This window comes from Desulfomicrobium macestii (genome assembly GCF_014873765.1).
GTDB classification, from domain to species: Bacteria; Desulfobacterota; Desulfovibrionia; order Desulfovibrionales; family Desulfomicrobiaceae; genus Desulfomicrobium; species Desulfomicrobium macestii.
The window spans coordinates 61,961-79,937 of sequence record NZ_JADBGG010000010.1 but is presented as its reverse complement, the minus strand read 5'-3'; the positions used below and the strand labels follow the sequence as shown (position 1 = coordinate 79,937).

Genomic DNA, 17,977 nt, shown 5'->3' with positions numbered 1-17,977 from the left:
CTAGACAAATTTTCATATTGTGGAGTTTCATTGATGTCAACCGAACAGACACAGCGGCAGGAATGGATGGCCGCCCTGGCCTTGGCCGATGAAGGCCGGCTGCGGGACGCCTGGGACAGCATGGCCGCACGGCCGGAATACCGGATCGTGCGAGGGCCCGAAACCGGACTGGTCATGGTCAGGGCCCGGTCGGGAAACGTGGGGGAGCGCTTCAATCTGGGTGAAATGACCGTGACCCGGTGCAGCGTCGGCCTTGCAGGCGGGATCATGGGTCATGCCTTCATCGGCGGTATCAAACCCGAACACGCCTGTCTGGCGGCTGTTTTCGATGCCCTCATGCAACTTCCGGAACGGCGCGAAGATCTGCGCCGGGGATTGATCGAGCCGTTGCGGCGCGAACGGCGGGAGCACCTGGCCCGGCGGCACGATGAAGTGAGTCCGAGCAGGGTGGATTTTTTCACACTGGTGCGGGGGGAGGACTGATGCTGCAACCCATCCCCGCGGGCTTCACCCGCCCCGTATTCGAAAGTCAGGGAACGTTCCGCGTCATCCTCGAAGCCATGTCCCGGCCGGGCACCCTCGTTCCATTGCCGGTTCAGGCCGAAGGTCCGGTGGGCTGGAGCGGGAGCATGACCTCGGTGGTCCTGACCCTGTGCGACATGGAAACCCCGGTCTGGCTGGACGCCGCATGCAACACCGAGGAGGCCCTGCGTTTCCTGCGCTTTCATTGCGGATGCCCCCTGACCGATACCCCGGCCAAGGCCTCCTTCGCCGTGCTCGCACAGCCTGGGCGCATGCCTTCCTTGGAGACATTTTCTCTTGGCAGCGTGGAATATCCCGAAAAATCGACCACCGTGCTGCTGACCTCGGATTTCTCAAACGACGTCGGGGAAGCCGCGCGGATCAGCGGGCCCGGCGTGGATGGGGAAGGGCGCATTCCTCTGTCCTGGCTCCCTGCGGGCTTCACACGAATGTGGCGTGACAACAGCCGCCTCTTTCCCCGAGGCGTAGATCTTATCCTGGTCGGCAAGGATCAGGTCGTGGGCTTGCCGAGAACCCTGAAACTGGAGGCCGGGCCATGTATGTAGCTGTCAAGGGCGGTGAGAAAGCCATTGCCGAGGCGCACCGGCTGCTGGCCCGGGAGCGGCGGGGCCAGGAGTCCGTTCCGGAACTTTCCCTGGACCAGATTCGCGAGCAGCTGTCGCTGTCCGTGGATCGGGTCATGAGCGAAGGCTCCCTCTACGATCCCATCCTTGCGTCCCTGGCCGTAAAACAGGCGAGGGGCGACCTGATGGAGGCCATTTTTCTGCTGCGCGCCTACCGCACGACCCTGCCGCGATTCGGATACTCCCAGCCCGTCGACACCTCGCGAATGCATGTCCGCCGCCGCATCTCCGCCACATTCAAGGATGTCCCGGGGGGACAGGTCCTGGGACCGACCTTCGACTATACCCACCGCCTGCTTGATTGGGAGCTGGCCGGAAACTGTTTGCGGAAAAATCGCTTCGCGCCCGAACCGGCATCCGAAACGGCGCGCGATGCGACGCCGGAGACAACGACTCAAATGAAGTCTGGTGCAACGGCCGGCACGATGCCTTCAGAAATTTCAGACGAATTGATGGGTGCAACGCCTGAAGCCATGCCGCGAGTGCTCGAAGTGCTGGGCCGCGAAGGCATCATCGAATCCGAAGGCAGGGGGGACGATCCGGAACCGGACGACCTGACCCGTGAGCCCCTGACCCTGCCCGCCGGGCGCTCCATGCGCCTTCAAAATCTGGCCCGTGCCGACGAGGGCTTTCTTCTGGCCATGGGCTATTCGACCCAGCGCGGCTTCGGCAATTCCCATCCCTTCGTGGGCGAGATCCGCATGGGTGAGCTGGAAGTCGAGTTCGTACCCGAGGAGCTGGGCTTCGCCGTGACCATCGGCGAGATGACCATGACCGAATGCGAGACGGTGAACCAGTTCATCGGCTCCGGCGACGCGCGTTTCACCCGTGGCTACGGCCTGACCTTCGGACAGGGGGAACGCAAGGCCATGAGCATGGCCCTGGTAGACAGATCGCTGCGCGCCGAAGAGCTTGGCGAGGAGGTGCGCGGTCCGGCCCAGGACGAGGAGTTTGTCCTGTATCACAGCGACAACGTCGAGGCCTCGGGCTTTGTGCAGCACCTGAAGCTTCCGCATTACGTCGATTTTCAGTCCGAGCTGGCCCTGGTGCGCGGGCTCAGGCAGGACGCCGCAAACGACAAGGAGGACGGTCATGAACGCTGAATCCGTGCCCGGTTACAACTACGCTTATCTGGACGAGCAGACCAAGGGCATGATCCGCCGGGCCATCCTCAAGGCCGTGGCCATCCCCGGCTATCAGGTCCCGTTCGGCAGCCGCGAGATGCCGTTGCCCTATGGCTGGGGCACGGGCGGCATCCAGATCACCGCCGCCATCATCGGCCCGGACGACGTCCTCAAAGTCATCGACCAGGGCGCCGACGATACGACCAACGCCGTCTCCATCCGCTCGTTTTTTGCCAGAACGGCCCAGGTGACCACGACCACGGCCACCGAAGAGGCCACGGTCATCCAGACCCGCCATCGCATCCCCGAAGCCGCGCTGCGCGAGGGGCAGATTCTCGTCTACCAGGTGCCCATCCCCGAACCCCTGCGTTTCATGGAGCCGAGCGAATCCGAGACCCGGACCATGCACGCCCTGGAGGAATACGGGGTCATGCACGTAAGGCTCTACGAGGACATCGCCGAGCACGGCCGCATCGCGACCAGCTACAACTATCCCGTCAAGGTCGAGGACCGCTACATCATGTGCCCGTCTCCCATTCCCAAATTCGACAACCCCAAGATGGACGATTGCCCGGCCCTGCAACTTTTCGGCGCGGGCCGCGAAAAACGCATCTACGCCATTCCGCCCCACACCAGAGTCAAGAGCCTGGACTTCGAGGATCATCCCTTCGAAATCCAGAAATGGGACGAGGCGTGCGCCATCTGCGGCTGCGGCAGCAGTTTTCTCGATGAAATCATCATCGACGACCAGGGCGGACGCATGTTCGTCTGTTCCGATTCGGACTTCTGTGCGCGGCGCGTGCAAGAGCGGGAGGGCAACTGATGGAGAATGAACTGCTTCGCGTCACGGGCCTGACCCGCTACTACGGAAACCGCGTCGGATGCCGTGACGTGAACTTCACGCTGTGGCCGGGCGAAGTGCTGGCCATTGTCGGCGAATCGGGGTCTGGCAAGTCCACGCTCCTGAGTCTCCTGTCCGGGCGGCTCATGCCCACGGCCGGCGAGGTGTCCTACCGGGACCGCGACGGGCTCTGGCTGTCCCTGGCCGAACTCGGCGAGGCCGACCGCCGCCGCCTGCAGCGCACCGATCTTGGAGTGGTGCACCAGAACCCCCGCGACGGTCTGCGCATGCGAGTCAGCGCCGGAGGGAACATCGGCGAGCGTCTCATGGCGCTCGGGCAACGTCATTATGGCCGGATTCGCGGGGCGGGCCTTGACTGGATGGAGCGGGTCGAACTGGACCCGGAGCGTATCGACGAGCATCCGTCGGCCTTTTCCGGCGGCATGCAGCAGCGCCTTCAGATCGCCCGCAACCTGGTCACGGGCCCGCGTCTGATCTTCATGGACGAACCCACCAGCGGCCTCGACGTCTCGGTCCAGGCCAGGCTTCTGGATCTCCTGCGCGAGTTGGTCTCCTCCCTGGGCCTGGCCGTGGTGCTGGTCACCCATGATCTGGCCGTGGCCCGCATCCTGGCCCACCGCATGATGGTCATGCGCGGCGGCGAGGTCGTCGAGACGGGCCTGTCCGATCAGGTCCTCGACGATCCGTGTCACCCCTATACCCAGCTTCTGGTCTCCTCCATCCTGCAAGCTTGAGGCATTCATGAACATTCCCATGATTTCCATACGATCCCTGGCCAAGACCTTCGTGCTGCACACCCAGGGCGGCACGTGCATCCGCGCTTTCGATGGCGTGGATCTCGATGTCGCGGCCGGGGAGTGCATCGCCCTGCACGGCCCCTCCGGCTCGGGCAAGTCGAGCCTTTTGCGCTCCATCTACGCGAACTACCGCCCAAGCGCGGGCAGCGTCGTCATCAGCCATGACGGGGACGGCGTGGACATGACCTCCGCCCAGCCCCGCACCATCCTCGACGTGCGCCGCCGCAGCCTCGGCTATGTCAGCCAGTTCCTGCGCGTCATCCCGCGTGTCTCCTCCCTCGATCTGGTGGCCGAGCGGCTCACCGCCATGGGCGTTGACCTCCGGGAGGCCAGGGAGCGGGCCGGAGAGCTTCTGGCCCGGCTGAACATTCCCGAGCGCCTGTGGTCCCTGGCTCCGGCCACCTTTTCCGGAGGCGAGCAGCAGCGCGTCAATATAGCGCGCGGCTTCATCCGCGACTATCCCATCCTGCTCCTCGACGAGCCAACGGCCTCACTGGACGGGAACAATCGCAACACCGTCGTGGACATGATCCTCGAAGCCAAGGCGCGCGGCGCGGCTATCGTGGGCATTTTTCATGATGACGACGTGCGCGAGCGGGTCGCGGACCGCTGCCTGCTGCTGAACAGACCGGAGTGACCCATGCATGAGCTGATTCTTGCCAACGCCCGTATCGTTCTGGCCGACGAGGTCATCCTGGGCAGCCTGTCCGTGCGCGACGGGCTGATCCACGACATTGCGCCGGGCGCGACCACGACGCCTGCCGCCGTCGATTTCGCGGGCGACCTGCTCATTCCCGGGCTGGTCGAGCTGCATACCGACAACCTCGAAAAGCAGCTCCTGCCCCGGCCCGGCGTGCTCTGGCCCTCGGCTCGGGCCGCTCTGCTGGCCCATGACGCGCAGCTTGTGGCCGCGGGCATCACCACGGTTCTCGACGCTTTGTCCTGCGGACAGTATTATGAAAAAAGCGACCGCCGGACCATGCTCGACCTGACTCTGACCGCCCTGCAAGAGCTGCGGCCCACGGGACACCTGAGGGCCGACCATTTCCTGCACGTGCGCTGCGAAATTTCGGACCCCGAGATGCCGCGCCTCTTTGAACCTTTTCGGGACATGGACGACGTGCATCTGGTCTCGCTCATGGATCACACCCCGGGCCAGCGCCAGTTCGTCGACATCGACGCCTATCGCACCTATTACAGCAAGGACAGGCAGTGGACGGACCAGGAGTTCGCGGTCGAGATGGCCCGCATGCAGGGCGTGCAGGCCCGCTTCGCCGGAGCGCATGCCGAGGACATCCTGGGCTGGTGCCGGAGCAAGGGCGTGCCCGTGGCCAGCCACGATGACGCCACGGCCGAGCACGTTGACTGGGCCCACGGACACGGCATCGCCATCAGCGAGTTTCCGACGACCATGGATGCCGCGCGCCGCGCCTGCGAGCTGGGCCTTCTGACCCTCATGGGCTCGCCCAACGTGGTCCGAAACGGCTCCCATTCGGGCAACGTCTCCGTGCGCGACGTGGCCGCCGCCGGCCTGCTCGGCGGCCTGTCCTCGGATTACGTCCCGGCGAGCCTTCTGCACGCGGCCTGGATTCTGCATTCCGAAGTGGGCCTGCCCCTGCATGAATCCATGGCCCTGGTCACGGCCAACCCCGCCCGAGCCCTGGGCCTCACCGACCGGGGCCGCATCGAACCGGGCCTCAGGGCCGATCTCGTCCGCGTCCACATCGACCGCGACCTGCCCATCATACGCAGGGTCTGGCGCGATGGGGAACGCGTGTATTAATGATGGGGCATCGCGCCGGAAGAAGGGCGATCATGCAGGACCGAAGAAGGGCGGTCACGCAGGATCGAAAGAAGGGCGGTCACGCAGGATCGAAAGAAGGGCGGTCACGCAGGATCGAAAGAAGGGCGGTCACGCAGGACCGCCCCTACGTGTCGCGACCATGACGCGATGTTTGATTTCGTGATGACGCATCGTAGGGGCAGACCTACGTGTCTGCCCAACCGCCGCCACAAACCCGGTGTCCGGCCAGACGCCCAAACCGGCCCAAAAACGGTGCCGCGACAATGACGCGATGTTTGATTTTATCACGACGCATCGTAGGGGCAGACCTACGTGTCTGCCCAACCGCCGCCACAAACGCGGTGTACGGCCAGACGCCCACACCAGGCCGTATACGGTGCCGCAACAAAGACGCGATGTATGGTATGATTTCACCACGATGCATCGTAGGGGCAGACCTACGTGTCTGCCCAACCGCGGTGTCCGGCCGGAGGACCACGCAGGACCGAAGAAGGGCGGTCACGCAGGACCGCCCCTACCGCCACAAACGCGGTGTACGGCCAGACACCCACACCGGCCCGAAAACGATGTCGCGACAATGACGCGATGTATGATGTGGTGAAACATCGTAGGGGCGAAAAATTTTTCGCCCTCCCCCAACGCCCCAAAAAGGATTTTTATGCCAAGACTGATTTACATCATGGGCCCGTCGGGCTGCGGAAAGGATTCTCTCATGGCCGAGGCGCGTTTGCGTCTTCCCGCCGAAGCACCCGTGGTCTTCGCGCACCGCTACATAACCCGTCCGGCCGATGCGGGCGGGGAAAACCATGTCGCCCTGAATCGGGCCGAATTCCAGCTTCGCCGGACCCGCGGCCTTTTCGCCCTGCACTGGGACAGCCACGGTTTCTCCTACGGCATCGGCCGTGAGATCGACATCTGGATGGAGGCGGGACTCAGCGTGGTCGTGAACGGCTCGCGCGCGGCATTGCCAAGCGCCCTTGGCGCGTATCCGGCATTGTTGCCCGTGCTGGTGGAGGTGACCGAAGAGGTTCTGCGCGAGCGGTTGAACGCACGTGGCCGGGAAAACGCGGCCGAGATGGAGAAAAGGCTGGCACGGGCGCGCATGGCCGTGACGGAAACACCCGCCCTGGTACGCTTCGACAACTCCGGCCCCTTGGCAGATCGAGGCCAGGTCCTGGCCAGCCTGATTCTTGAAATCGCCCTCGACGGCACGGACTCATGACCATGCTTTCCCCGGAACCGAGCATCCACCCAACGGCCGCCATCGTCGACAGCACCCTCGGTGCCTGGACCGAGATCGGCGCGCAGACCGAGATCATTTCCTCCACGATAGGCGAATATTCCTACCTGTGCGACCGCTGCCACGTCATGTACACGCGCATCGGCAAATTCTGCTCCATCGCCAATCACGCCCGCCTGAATCCGAGCAACCATCCCACCTCGCGGGCCAGCCAGCACCATTTCACCTACCGCAGCGCCAAATTCGGCATGGGGCCTGATGATGACGGGATTTTCGCCTGGCGCCAGGAGCACTCCGTGTCGCTCGGACATGACGTCTGGATCGGGCACGGAGCCCTGGTCATGCCCGGTGTGACCGTGGGCACGGGCGCGGTGGTGGCCTCGGGCGCGGTGGTCACCAAGGACGTGCCGGACTACGCCATTGTCGCCGGAGTCCCGGCCAAACCCATCAAGTACCGCTTCTCCCCCGAAATCCGGGAAAAACTGACGGCCCTGGCCTGGTGGGACTGGGAGCACGAGCGCCTGGCGGCGGCCCTGAAGGATTTTCGGGAATTGGCAGTGGAGGCTTTTGTGGAGAAGTACGGATGATGGTGCGACTGGCGCGGAGTCTATAATGTTCTGTAGACATCGCGCCGATGTCCGACCTTCACGATCATGACTACGAGTTCCTGATCCCTGATTTCATAGATGATTCGATATGTTCCCTGTCTGACCCGGAATCGCTCCTGGCCGGACAGTTTTTCGCTGCCGTTTGGCCTGGGATCATCTGCGAGTCCTTCAATGCGCTTCAAGACACTCTGCACGTCTCGTTTTGGGAGTTGGCGCAAATCCTTGGCTACGGACGCCTTGAAGCTCAGCCTATATCTTCCCATGGGCCTTGAGGTCGTTCAACAGTTCTTCGTAACTCATGACCGGCTCCGCCAGACGATGTTCGAAGGCCGCCAGGTCCTCCTGGTCTTCGGCCAGTGCAACCCGGACAGCATCGTTGACAAGGTCGGAAAGCGAGCGGTTGGAGTGCACGGCTTTCAGGCGCAGGGCCGCATGCAGCTGTGGGTCGAAATAAATCGTGGATCGCTTTGTCGTTTCGGGCATGATGATCACCTCGTTTTGTCATCATGTAGTCATGACGTCTTGATGTCAACATTCGGCCGCGCATGTAATCATGCCTCAGATCGGACCTGCCCCCTCGGAAAATCACTGTCAGCCCTGCAACTGGAGCGGAAACCGTCGGAAAATGCCAAAGGGTTCTTCCCGGCACGTCTGGCGGAACACGCAGATGTCCCGCACCGGAACGGGCTTGCGGAGTACGGGGGCGAGCAGGGGGGCGAGTCCGGCGCGCAGACGTTCCCGTTCTTCGGGGTCGTGGATGCTGCCGGTCAGGGTCAGGTGGAAGCGCATTTCTTCCAGTACGTAGGGGTATCCCCAGAGACCCAGCAGGCGCTCCTGGTTCGGGGTCAGGCCCTTGGCCCGGCGACGGGCCAGTTCCTCGGGGCCGGCAGGGCGGCGCAAGGGGTCGGGGACCGTGACGCAGATGCGGGCCAGATCTTCCAGTTCCGGGCATGGCGCGGTCAGGGTCAGGGCGAGAAATGAGCCAAGGCCGGCAAGCTCAAGCCCCGGCAGGTCGAACGCCCGCATTCGCGCGGCGATGTGCTCCACGTTTTCCAGCAATGGGGTTTCATCATCGTGCTCGGCCAGAAAGAAGGGTGGCTTCAGCGTAGCATGCAGCCCGTAGTGCCTTGGGGCTGCGGTCAGTTCCCGGAATCTTTCGGGCGCGATGCCCGGCAGGCGCGGCTGCGCGAGTTCCGCTTTTGCGCCTGCGTGGCGACCGAGTATTTCGGAGCCGATCCTTTCCAGCGCGCTGTTCGCTTCGGGGGCAAAATATATGGCGTAGCGGGCTTCAGACACAAATCCATCCTTCTGTCATTGCAAGTTTCGGCGAAACGACAAGGAAAAACCTCCCGGTGAGAGGGGTCCAGGGGACAAGTCCCCTGGCCGCCGGAGGCATGCCTTCAATCCTAAATCACTTGCCTGCCTTCCCGCCACACTGCAACAATCACGGGCACGTCGTCCACCATGCGCACACGCGTGAAGTCCGCGCGCCTGCCGGGGAGCAGTTCGCCCCGGTCGGTGAGCCCCAGGGCCCGGGCCGGATTGGCGGTGACGGTGGCCAGGGCCTCGTGCAGGGGCATGCCCAGCCGCTGCGCCATGACGAATGGCGCCTGCAGCAGGCTGGCGGGCATGTAGTCGGAGGAGAGGATGTCCACCAGGCCCTCGGCGGCAAGGTCCAGGGCCGAAACGTTGCCCGAATGCGATTCGCCGCGCACTATGTTGGGAGCGCCAAGGACAGTGGCGAGGCCCAGTTCGCGCGCCCTGGACGCGGCTTCGCGGGTGGTGGGAAATTCGGCGATGCCCATGCCCAGTCGCGCCGTCTCCTCGACGTGTCCGGCCGTGGTGTCGTCGTGGCTGGCCAATGGCAGGTTCCGCTCCGCGCAGAGGTTCAAAATGATGGCCCGGTTGGGCTCGGCGTGGCTTTTCTGCACGGCGCGCAGGCGCTCGATCTCTGCCAGAAGCTCCTCGTCGGTCCATTTTTTGTCGGCGTGAAAGGACCGGTACTTCTCCAGGTCGCTCCATTGCCGCTGGCCCGGGGTGTGATCCATGATGGACACCAGGTGCAGGAGCTTGTGGTCCATGACTGACGTGAACATCTCCACCACGGCCCGGTCGGCCAGTTCACAGCGGATGTGCAGCAGATGCTCGGCGCGCAGCAGATCGTTGTCCATGGCCTGGGCCAGTGCTTCAAGGGTGGCGGTGAAGATTTCGCGGCGCATGCGCTTGGCGCTGAATTCGCCCGCGCTGACCGCATCGAGGACAGTTGTGATCCCGGCCCCGACCATGTGCGTGTCATGGGCCAGGATGGCGGAGAGGCTGGTCGGCCAGCGCACACCGGAGCGGGGCAGGAAATGTTTTTCGATGTTGTCGGTGTGGATCTCGACCAGACCGGGCAGGAGGTAGTCGCCCTTGAAATCCAGCGCCCCGGGGATGGATGTCGGCGCATCGACATCCCTGATGCGTCCGTTTTCGGCGGTGAGTGATCCGTGGACGACACCGTCCGGCATGACCAGACGGGCATTGGTGCAGCAAAGGAGGTGCATGGATTGATCCGGTTCAGACAAAGAGTTTGCGCAGACGTTGTGAAACGAGGTCGATGGCGGTCACGGAGATGATGATAAGGATCATGATGGCGCAGGTCTGGGCGAAGTAGAAACCTCGGATCATCTCCCAGAGCACGACGCCGATTCCGCCCGCGCCGACTATGCCGAGCACCGTGGCGGAGCGCACATTGGATTCGAAGCGATACAGCGAATAGGAGATCCACAGCGGGAGCACTTGCGGGATGACTCCGAAAATGACTTCCTCGATCACGGTCGCGCCCGTCGAGCGGATGCCTTCCACGGGCTGGGGGTCGATGGACTCGACGGCCTCGGAAAAGAGCTTGGCCAGAACGCCCGTGGTGTGAACCCAGAGCGCAAGGACGCCGGCAAAGGGTCCAAGGCCCACGGAGACCACGAAGAGCATGGCGAAGACCACTTCGTTGATGGCCCTGCATGCGTCCATGACGCGGCGCACGGGCTGGTAGACCCACCAGGGGGCGATGTTTTCGGAACTGAGTATTCCGAAAGGCACCGCGCAGACCACGGCCAGAAACGTGCCCCAGACCGCAAGGTGAAAGGTCACGACGATTTCTTCCAGGTAGAGCCGCCAGTCGGAAAAATTCGGCGGGAAAAAGTCTCCGGCCAGGGTGGCCATGTTCCCGGAGTCCCTGATCAGGGCCATGGGGCGCATGTCCGCGCCTTCCCAGGACCAGGCGAGGATGGCCACGACAATGGCCCAGCCCGTAAGCTTTGACAGGGATGATTGCACGCTGCGGGGCGGGCGGGAGTCGACGAGAATCGTGTTCTGAGCGGTCATGAATGCATCCTTGAATGCGGCCGGTCAGATATGGCCGGCCGCATGCGTTGGAGTAAGATGTCTAGATCCTGGTTTTGATGGCTTCAAGCTTGGCGTCTATTTCAGCGAGGGTCTTGGTCTTTTCCTCGGCGGACATGGTCGTGTCGCCTTCAACCTTGACGCGCTTCTTGAAGAGTTCGAGCTGGCGGATGGGCAGGAGCTGGTCGTCGTTTGACTCCTTGAAAGGGGCCCAGCCCAGGGCCTTCAGGACGGCGACTTCGCTTTCCTTGCCGGTGGTGCCGTAGGTCATGAGGAAATTCTTGAGCTTGGCCTTGGTGTCTTCGGGCAGGTCCTTGCGCCAGACCAGCGGATCGCTGGGGATGAGCGGGGAGGTCCACACGACCTTGATCAGGCCGCGCTTGTCAGGGTGGGTCACGTTCAGGCGAGCCAGGTTCTCGCTGTTGTTGGTGGCCACATCAACCTGCTTGTTGGCCACGCTCAGGGCGTTGGTTTCGTGATTGGCGCTGACCACGTTCTTGAAGATTTTCTTGGGATCGACCTTGTTCACGGCGAACACGTAGTAGCTGGGCACGAGGAATCCGGAAGTGGAGTTGGGATCGCCGTTGCCGAAAGAGAGGCCCGCGGCGTTCTTGAGCACGTCTTCCAGGGAGTTCAGCGGGGAATCCTTGTGTACGATGAGGTGCGAATAATAACCGGCCTCGCCGTCCGCGGGAACGGTCTGGGCGAAGATCTCGCCATCGGCGCGATCCACGGCTTCCATGGCGCTCTTGTTTCCGTACCAGGCAACCTGGACCTTGTTGAAGCGCATGCCCTCGATGATTCCGGCGTAGTCCGAGGCGAAGAACGCGTTGATCTTGAGTCCGGTGGCTTTTTCCATGTCGGCCAGGAAAGGATTCCAGATGGTCTTGAGGTTCATGGACGCTTCGGTGGAGATAATGCCGAAGTTGATTTCCTTCATTTCCGCGGAAACGCTCTGGACGCTGAAAAGCGCCAGAAGAGTGAACAGGCCACATAATTTGCGAAACATTCTGTACTCCTTTGAATTGTGGATGGTCGTTAACAGGCCGCCTCAAAACAGCGATCTGCTGGGTCAGCCAAAAAGCCGGACCGCTTGTCCATGCGCAATGCACTGCGTGTCCTGGCTTTTTTCGCTTCCTTGCATCTCATCATTTTTGAACGCCCTGCAAATTGTGATTTTTCAACAGTCCGTCATGCCGCGGCAGGCGCCGGGGCGGGTCTGTTCAGGCTGTTTTTCGGCTGCTGGCGCATGGCGTTGTCCACGGCGGGGGAAAAAAGCTCCTCGGTTTGCGATCCGTAGATTTCCTGCAGGAAGGACGGGGTCAGGGAGGTGCTCGGACCGTCGTAGACGACGCGGCCATGGCGCAGGGCAATGGTTCGCGGGCAGTAGCGGATGGCGTACTCGACCTGGTGCAGAGAGACGATGACGGTGATTTTGTCCTCGCGGTGGATCTGCGCCAGAATGTCCATGACCACCCGCGACGATTCGGGGTCAAGGGAGGCGATGGGTTCGTCGGCGAGCAGGACGCGCGCTTTTTGCGTCAGGGCGCGGGCGATGGCCACGCGCTGCTGCTGACCGCCGGACAGGGTCGAGGCCCGCTGCCAGGCCTTGTCGGCCATGCCGACCCGCGCCAGGGACTCCATGCCGAGGCGGCGCTCCGACGGAGGAAAGAGATTGGACACGGCCCGCCAGGTGGGAACCCGTCCCAGGGCGCCCATGAGCACGTTGGTCATCACCGACAGGCGGTCGACCAGGTTGAACTGCTGGAAGATGACGCCCACTTCGGCGCGGACCTTGCGGGCATTCTTGGAAAGTTTTCCGTCGCGCTGCATGATGCGGCTCAGGACCTCGATCTGTCCGCCGCTGTTCGGGTCACAGCACATGAGCCCCGATATGTGGCGCATGAGCGTTGATTTGCCCGAACCGGACGAACCGATGAGCGCGACCATTTCGCCGGACTCGATGGTGGCGTTGATGTCGCTAAGGCCCTTGGTGTTCTTGAAGGTCTTGGTCAGCTGCTTGATCTGGATCATGTCGTTCCCTCGTGTTTTGCAATCACTAGGAAACGACTGTTACGGCAATGCGTCCGGCGGATGACAATTGCGACGTGATATGTATAGACAAATTAGGCGGTTGTTGCGGGTCGGCAATAAAAAATGCCTGCCGTGCTGTCAGGTTTGGCAGGTAGTGGCGGGCATATTTTTATAATCAGTTGTACGTATTAAATGGCAAGGATCAATAATCGATATTGTTGACACCATCCGTAATGAAATCGTACGTACATCTTCCTTTTCGAGAATGGCCTGACATTCCGACATGTTCGGTACGAATTCCGTCTGTCGGGCACGCTTGGGCGTTTTCATGCAGATGAAATCTCATATTTTTTTACCGGGAGGTATCATGACGAAACGTTTCTTTCTGGCGGTTCTGATGGCTGGCATTCTGTCTTTCGGATTCGGCGGGGCGGGTTCAGCGCTGGCGGAAATGTCCCCCATGACCATCAAGCTGGCCCATGTGGTCAACGAGAAGGACGGTTTTCACATTGCCGCGACCAGGTTCAAGGAGATCGTCGAGGACCGTACCGGCGGCAAGGTCAGTGTTGAACTCTACCCCAACGCACAGCTCGGCGACGAGCGGACCTTGCTGGAAGGCATGCAGATCGGATCCGTGGACATGGGCATCATCACCAACGGGCCCGTGGCGAATTTCGTCGAGGAGATCGCCGTGTTCGAGCTGCCTTTCCTCTTCGCTTCGCCTGAAGCGGCCTATTCGGTCCTGGACGGCGAGATCGGCAAGGAGATCCTGGCTTCCCTAGGCAGGGTGCAGCTCAAGGGCCTGGCCTTCGCCGAGCGGGGCTTCCGCAACCTGACCAACAACGTCCGTCCCGTGACCACCCCCAAGGACATGGAAGGCCTGAAGATCCGCGTCATGGAAAACCCCGTGTACATCGACACCTTTCAGGCCCTTGGCGCCAACGCCGTGCCCATGGCCTGGACCGAGGCCCTGACGGCCATGCAGCAGGGCACCATCGACGGTCAGGAAAATCCCATCAACGTCATCCATTCCTTCAAGCTCTACGAGCCCCAGAAGCACCTCTCCATGACCCGGCATACCTATGCTCCGGCCATCATCGTCATGTCTCTCAACCTGTGGAACGGTCTGCCGGCCGACGTGCAGGGCATTGTCGCCGCCGCCGCCCAGGAGGCTGCCGAATACGAGCGCGAGATGAACGCCAAGATGAGCGCAGAGCAGACCCAGGACCTGCGGGACAACGGCATGCAGATCGTCGAGAACCCGGACATCCCTGCCTTCCAGGCCAAGGTCGCCCCGGTCTACGAGAAATACGGCACCAAGTTCGGGACATACCTGCAGCGCATCCAGGAGCAGCTCAAGAAATGAACCGCCTGCGGTCCCTTCTGCTGCATGTCGAGAACGCAGTGAACGCGATCATGCAACGAGCGGCCTTCGTGGCCCTCGTTGTCATGCTCGTGGTCATCAGCATGCAGATCGTCTTCCGGGTTTTCTTCCAGGCCCTGACCTGGTCCGAGGAGGTTTCCCGGTTTCTGCTGGTCTGGATCACGTTCATAGGGGCGTCCGTCGCCTACAAGCACGGGCGCCACATCGCCGTGACCTTTCTGGTGGATGCATTGCCCCCGGCCCTTGGCCGACTCGTGCGCGCCGCCACCATTCTGGCCTCCATGACGTTTTTCGCGGTGGTGGCCTACACGGGCATGAAATACATGGGGTTGCAGAGCGCTCAATTGTCCGCGTCCCTGCGTATCTCCATGGGCTTGGTCTATGCCGTGATCCCGCTGTCGTCGGCGGTGATGTTCCTTTACGCGGTGGGGGACCTGCTTGAACTCCTGTCTCCTGGGGAAAAATCCTGATGGCAGCGCTTTTGTTCATCTCTTTTTTCGTCCTGCTGCTCCTCGGCGTGCCCGTGGCCCTGTCCATCGGCATGGCCTCCATGGCCGCCCTGGCCAAACAGGGGCTTCCGCTGATGCTCGTCACCCAGCGCATGTTCGCCGGAACCGACTCCTTCGCCCTGATCGCGGTGCCGTTCTTCATCCTGGCCGGCGATCTCATGGCCAGCGGGAAGGTCAGCAAGACCCTGGTGGATTTTGCCGATTCCATCTTCGGCTTTCTGAAAGGCGGGCTTTCGGTGGTTTCCGTCCTGGCGGCCATGTTCTTCGCCGCCATCTCGGGCTCCGGCGCGGCCACGACGGCAGCCGTCGGCGCGACCCTGGTGCCTGAACTCAAGCGCAAGGGGTACGCCGAGGACAGTGCAGCCAGTCTCATCGCCGCCAGCGGCACCATTGGCGTGGTCATCCCGCCCAGCGTGCCCATGATCATCTATGCGGTCATCGCCGACCAGTCCGTGGCCAAGCTATTCCTCAACGGCTTTCTGCCCGGAGTGCTCATGGGCGTAATGCTGATGATCATGGCCATCACGCAGGCCTACCGGCGCGATTACCCCAAGGGCGCGCCTTTTTCCCTGCGCACCATCTGGGCCGCGTTCCGCAAGGCCGTCTGGGGCCTCTTGACTCCGGTCATCATCCTGGGTGGCATCTTCAGCGGGTTCTTCACGCCCAGCGAATCTGCGGTCATCGCCGTGAACTACGCCCTGTTCGTGTCCCTGTTCATCTATCGGGACATCAATCTGAAGCAGCTCTACGAGATCATGGTGCGCTGCGTGATCACCACTTCGGTGATCATGTTCGTCATTGCCACTTCGGCGGTCCTGAGCTGGATTCTGGCCAACCAGAACATTCCCACCATGGTTGCCAAGGCAGTCCTGTCGTTGTCCTCGGACCCCTACGTCATCATGCTGCTCATCACCGGAGTCATCCTGCTGACCGGTTTCTTCGTGGAGACCGCCAGCGCGTTGATCATCCTGACCCCCGTTTTTTTGCCCCTTGTCACCAGCATGGGTATCGACCTGATCCATTTCGGCCTGATCATCGTGGTCGGCCTGGCCATCGGCATGGTCACGCCGCCCGTGGCCATCAATCTCTACGTGGCCTCGTCCATCACGGGCCTGCCCATCGAACGCATTTCCAGAGCCATACTTCCCTACCTCGCAGTCCTGCTCGGTGCGCTGGCCCTGGTCGTCTACCTGCCCATGATCGCCGCAGGCATGTAAGCGCCGGTCGTGACCGTCCCCTTTGCGCCGTAGCGGCACACTGCTGCGGCGGAGGCGGCCGGTCATCCGGCCGCCTCCGCTGACGATGATCACAACCTTGCCGTTATTCTCACGTTTCAGCATTCAGGAAAATCGGGTCTTGACTTCGCGGTGGCCGACTTGCTCAAGTCCGGTCCGGTTCGTTTCGCTTGGGATAACTGCCGGAAGTTTTGAGGAATTGCCTTTCAAGTGATGACGCGGGCTTGGCAGTGGCCCGGGTGTGTGGTCCCGAATATGTGCCGGGATAATATTCTGAAATATTTCGGTGTATTACAAAGGTTGCCCGGGGCGGTACAATGCCTTATCATTATCCCGGCTTTGCTTGAGAGGGCCTTTTGTGAGGTTTGTTTATTTTATTTTTGATTCCGGGCGTAGTATGCCCATTTCATATATTTGTATCTCAGAGGTTTTTTTGTGTCTCACAAGCTCATACGAAAAGAAATTGCCCCGATTTATGATAGAATAGTCATAAATTTTTTGCAGAATCAGAACGGTTCTTTTTTTATTGTCACCAATGACGATATATTCATAAGAACAATGCGCGGAGCATTGCGTACCATGGGGCTGAATTACGATTCGCTCGCTATTGCACATGCGTCTGCTGATATCGGAAAGAAATGCCGAGAACTTCTGGATACCAGTTCGCAAGTGGTCATGTTCATCGAATCTAAAATTAATGGAAGATCCAATGTTTTTGATTTCAAATCCTTGAAGGATGTTTTTCGGAACAGACTGAAAATTATTTGCATCACGCCTGAGGTTTCCGAAGAATATGTCTCATTCATCGCGGAAAACGATGTCGATTCAATCATCGTAAAGCCAATTTCAATAAATAATATAATTCAAAAAATTGCTTTTACGATAAAGCCTTCAAACATGTTCCACACTGAAGTCGAAAATATTAGGGAACTGATAGAGAAAGGGCAGTATGAAGAGGCTGATTCAAGGATAGACATGTTGCTTGAAGAGAAACCAGGCAGTTCCATTTGCATGGTTCTCAAGGGCGATATTGCCAGAAAGAATGGAAAATTCAAAGATGCTGAATTTTTTTATAAAGAGGCTGTCAAGGAATCACGACTCAACCTGAAGCCCTTGCAAAAACTTGCGGATCTTTATTTCGAAATCAACGATCCCAAAGAATATATCAGATACCTGCTGCTCATGGATAAGATATCTCCTTTGAATCACACGAGAAAAATCAATATTGGAGAGCAGTACAGCAAGGATGGCCAGGAAGATAAGGCCAGGAAATTTTATCAGGACGCAGTCAATATAGTTCGCTCACAGGCCAACGACATGCTTGCCTCAACGCTCATGGATATCGGCGTGAAACTCCGTGAAATCAATCCCGAGCAGAGTATCCAGTTCATGAACCAGGCGCTTGAAACCAAGGGCAGCGACATGACCCGCGAGGACCTGTGGATGGTCAATGAAATGGGCGTTTCGCTACGCAAGAAAGGTGATTGGAAGGGCGCGGTGCAGACCTACCAGCAGGCGCTGGGCGTGATTCCGAACGAGGGAGGTTTGCACTACAACATGGGCATGGCCTATGCCCAGGGAAAGGAGCATTACAAGGCCGTCTGCGAGTTTGAAAAAGCGATTTCGGCTACTCCCGACCTGCTTCAGGAATCACCGCTCATCCCCTTCAATATCGGGATGGTCTATTTTCAGATGAACCGCCTTCAGGAAGTGGAGCGGTTCATGAAGGCTGCATTGAAATGTGACCCGAATTTCGAACGTGCCAAGACAATTCTTGAAAAAATCGGCTCCAAGCAGGCTTGATGCCTGACGATGCGTTCATTTTTCCAGCTCTTT

20 protein-coding genes are annotated in these 17,977 nt (G+C 60.6%); 13 read left to right on the top strand and 7 right to left on the bottom strand.

Features of this window, described 5'->3' with window-relative positions; all coding sequences use genetic code 11:
- Positions 1–33: 33 nt before the first annotated feature.
- The 9 genes from phnG to H4684_RS08250 all read left to right on the top strand — a co-directional run bounded on the left by phnG (position 34) and on the right by H4684_RS08250 (position 7,580).
- Positions 34–483 (top strand): phosphonate C-P lyase system protein PhnG, encoded by a 450-nt coding sequence (gene phnG, locus H4684_RS08290; RefSeq protein WP_192623429.1) that lies wholly within the window; start codon positions 34–36, stop codon positions 481–483.
- Positions 483–1,088 carry a phosphonate C-P lyase system protein PhnH gene (gene phnH, locus H4684_RS08285; protein WP_092193619.1) on the top strand — a complete coding sequence of 202 codons (606 nt, stop codon included), beginning with the start codon at positions 483–485 and terminating at the stop codon, positions 1,086–1,088. Before phnG ends, phnH begins: the two co-directional genes overlap by 1 nt.
- Positions 1,079–2,269 carry a carbon-phosphorus lyase complex subunit PhnI gene (locus tag H4684_RS08280; RefSeq protein ID WP_092193620.1) on the top strand — a complete coding sequence of 397 codons (1,191 nt, stop codon included), beginning with the start codon at positions 1,079–1,081 and terminating at the stop codon, positions 2,267–2,269. The genes phnH and H4684_RS08280 overlap by 10 nt, the downstream gene beginning before the upstream one ends.
- A complete protein-coding gene (locus tag H4684_RS08275) occupies positions 2,259–3,113 on the top strand; it encodes an alpha-D-ribose 1-methylphosphonate 5-phosphate C-P-lyase PhnJ (RefSeq protein WP_092193621.1) in 855 nt (284 codons plus the stop codon). Before H4684_RS08280 ends, H4684_RS08275 begins: the two co-directional genes overlap by 11 nt.
- The gene (phnK, locus tag H4684_RS08270; RefSeq protein ID WP_225940328.1) at positions 3,113–3,886 is read left to right on the top strand and encodes a phosphonate C-P lyase system protein PhnK; all 774 of its coding nucleotides are present in this window, start codon (positions 3,113–3,115) and stop codon (positions 3,884–3,886) included. Before H4684_RS08275 ends, phnK begins: the two co-directional genes overlap by 1 nt.
- Before the next feature lie 7 nt (positions 3,887–3,893).
- Positions 3,894–4,586 carry a phosphonate C-P lyase system protein PhnL gene (phnL, locus tag H4684_RS08265; protein WP_092193623.1) on the top strand — a complete coding sequence of 231 codons (693 nt, stop codon included), beginning with the start codon at positions 3,894–3,896 and terminating at the stop codon, positions 4,584–4,586.
- 3 nt (positions 4,587–4,589) lie between these two features.
- Positions 4,590–5,732, top strand: coding sequence for an alpha-D-ribose 1-methylphosphonate 5-triphosphate diphosphatase (locus H4684_RS08260; RefSeq protein WP_092193624.1), 1,143 nt, complete (start codon positions 4,590–4,592; stop codon positions 5,730–5,732).
- A gap of 679 nt (positions 5,733–6,411) precedes the next feature.
- Positions 6,412–6,975, top strand: a complete 564-nt coding sequence (gene phnN / locus H4684_RS08255; protein WP_192623428.1) for a phosphonate metabolism protein/1,5-bisphosphokinase (PRPP-forming) PhnN — start codon at positions 6,412–6,414, stop codon at positions 6,973–6,975.
- Complete coding sequence (locus H4684_RS08250) at positions 6,972–7,580, top strand: LbetaH domain-containing protein (protein WP_225940327.1); 609 nt, start codon at positions 6,972–6,974, stop codon at positions 7,578–7,580. Before phnN ends, H4684_RS08250 begins: the two co-directional genes overlap by 4 nt.
- Positions 7,581–7,600: 20 nt before the next feature.
- Here the strand turns inward: H4684_RS08250 and H4684_RS08245 are convergent, their stop codons facing one another.
- From H4684_RS08245 to phnC, 7 genes are all read right to left on the bottom strand, one after another.
- Positions 7,601–7,864: a type II toxin-antitoxin system RelE family toxin gene (locus H4684_RS08245; RefSeq protein WP_092193626.1), complete on the bottom strand. Its 264-nt coding sequence runs from the start codon at positions 7,862–7,864 to the stop codon at positions 7,601–7,603.
- Positions 7,851–8,084, bottom strand: coding sequence for a CopG family transcriptional regulator (locus H4684_RS08240; protein ID WP_092193708.1), 234 nt, complete (start codon positions 8,082–8,084; stop codon positions 7,851–7,853). Before H4684_RS08240 ends, H4684_RS08245 begins: the two co-directional genes overlap by 14 nt.
- A 108-nt stretch (positions 8,085–8,192) precedes the next feature.
- Positions 8,193–8,897 (bottom strand): DUF1045 domain-containing protein, encoded by a 705-nt coding sequence (locus H4684_RS08235; RefSeq protein ID WP_192623427.1) that lies wholly within the window; start codon positions 8,895–8,897, stop codon positions 8,193–8,195.
- A gap of 110 nt (positions 8,898–9,007) precedes the next feature.
- Positions 9,008–10,144 (bottom strand): alpha-D-ribose 1-methylphosphonate 5-triphosphate diphosphatase, encoded by a 1,137-nt coding sequence (locus tag H4684_RS08230; protein ID WP_192623426.1) that lies wholly within the window; start codon positions 10,142–10,144, stop codon positions 9,008–9,010.
- A gap of 13 nt (positions 10,145–10,157) precedes the next feature.
- Positions 10,158–10,961 (bottom strand): phosphonate ABC transporter, permease protein PhnE, encoded by an 804-nt coding sequence (phnE, locus tag H4684_RS08225; RefSeq protein WP_208599865.1) that lies wholly within the window; start codon positions 10,959–10,961, stop codon positions 10,158–10,160.
- Between the two features lie 61 nt (positions 10,962–11,022).
- Positions 11,023–11,988: a phosphonate ABC transporter substrate-binding protein gene (gene phnD / locus H4684_RS08220; RefSeq protein WP_192623425.1), complete on the bottom strand. Its 966-nt coding sequence runs from the start codon at positions 11,986–11,988 to the stop codon at positions 11,023–11,025.
- Positions 11,989–12,170: 182 nt separating this feature from the next.
- The gene (gene phnC, locus H4684_RS08215) at positions 12,171–13,013 is read right to left on the bottom strand and encodes a phosphonate ABC transporter ATP-binding protein (protein ID WP_092193630.1); all 843 of its coding nucleotides are present in this window, start codon (positions 13,011–13,013) and stop codon (positions 12,171–12,173) included.
- Positions 13,014–13,380: 367 nt separating this feature from the next.
- Here phnC and H4684_RS08210 point away from each other — a divergent pair, with 367 nt between their 5' ends.
- The 4 genes from H4684_RS08210 (at position 13,381) to H4684_RS08195 (ending at position 17,944) form a co-directional block, all read left to right on the top strand.
- On the top strand, positions 13,381–14,379 hold the full coding sequence (locus H4684_RS08210) for a TRAP transporter substrate-binding protein (RefSeq protein WP_192623424.1): 999 nt from the start codon (positions 13,381–13,383) through the stop codon (positions 14,377–14,379).
- Complete coding sequence (locus H4684_RS08205; protein ID WP_192623423.1) at positions 14,376–14,867, top strand: TRAP transporter small permease; 492 nt, start codon at positions 14,376–14,378, stop codon at positions 14,865–14,867. Before H4684_RS08210 ends, H4684_RS08205 begins: the two co-directional genes overlap by 4 nt.
- Entirely contained in the window at positions 14,867–16,123 is a 1,257-nt protein-coding gene (locus H4684_RS08200) for a TRAP transporter large permease (RefSeq protein ID WP_092193633.1), read from the top strand. The genes H4684_RS08205 and H4684_RS08200 overlap by 1 nt, the downstream gene beginning before the upstream one ends.
- Positions 16,124–16,720: 597 nt before the next feature.
- Complete coding sequence (locus H4684_RS08195; protein WP_192623422.1) at positions 16,721–17,944, top strand: tetratricopeptide repeat protein; 1,224 nt, start codon at positions 16,721–16,723, stop codon at positions 17,942–17,944.
- The last annotated feature ends 33 nt before the right edge of the window (positions 17,945–17,977 follow it).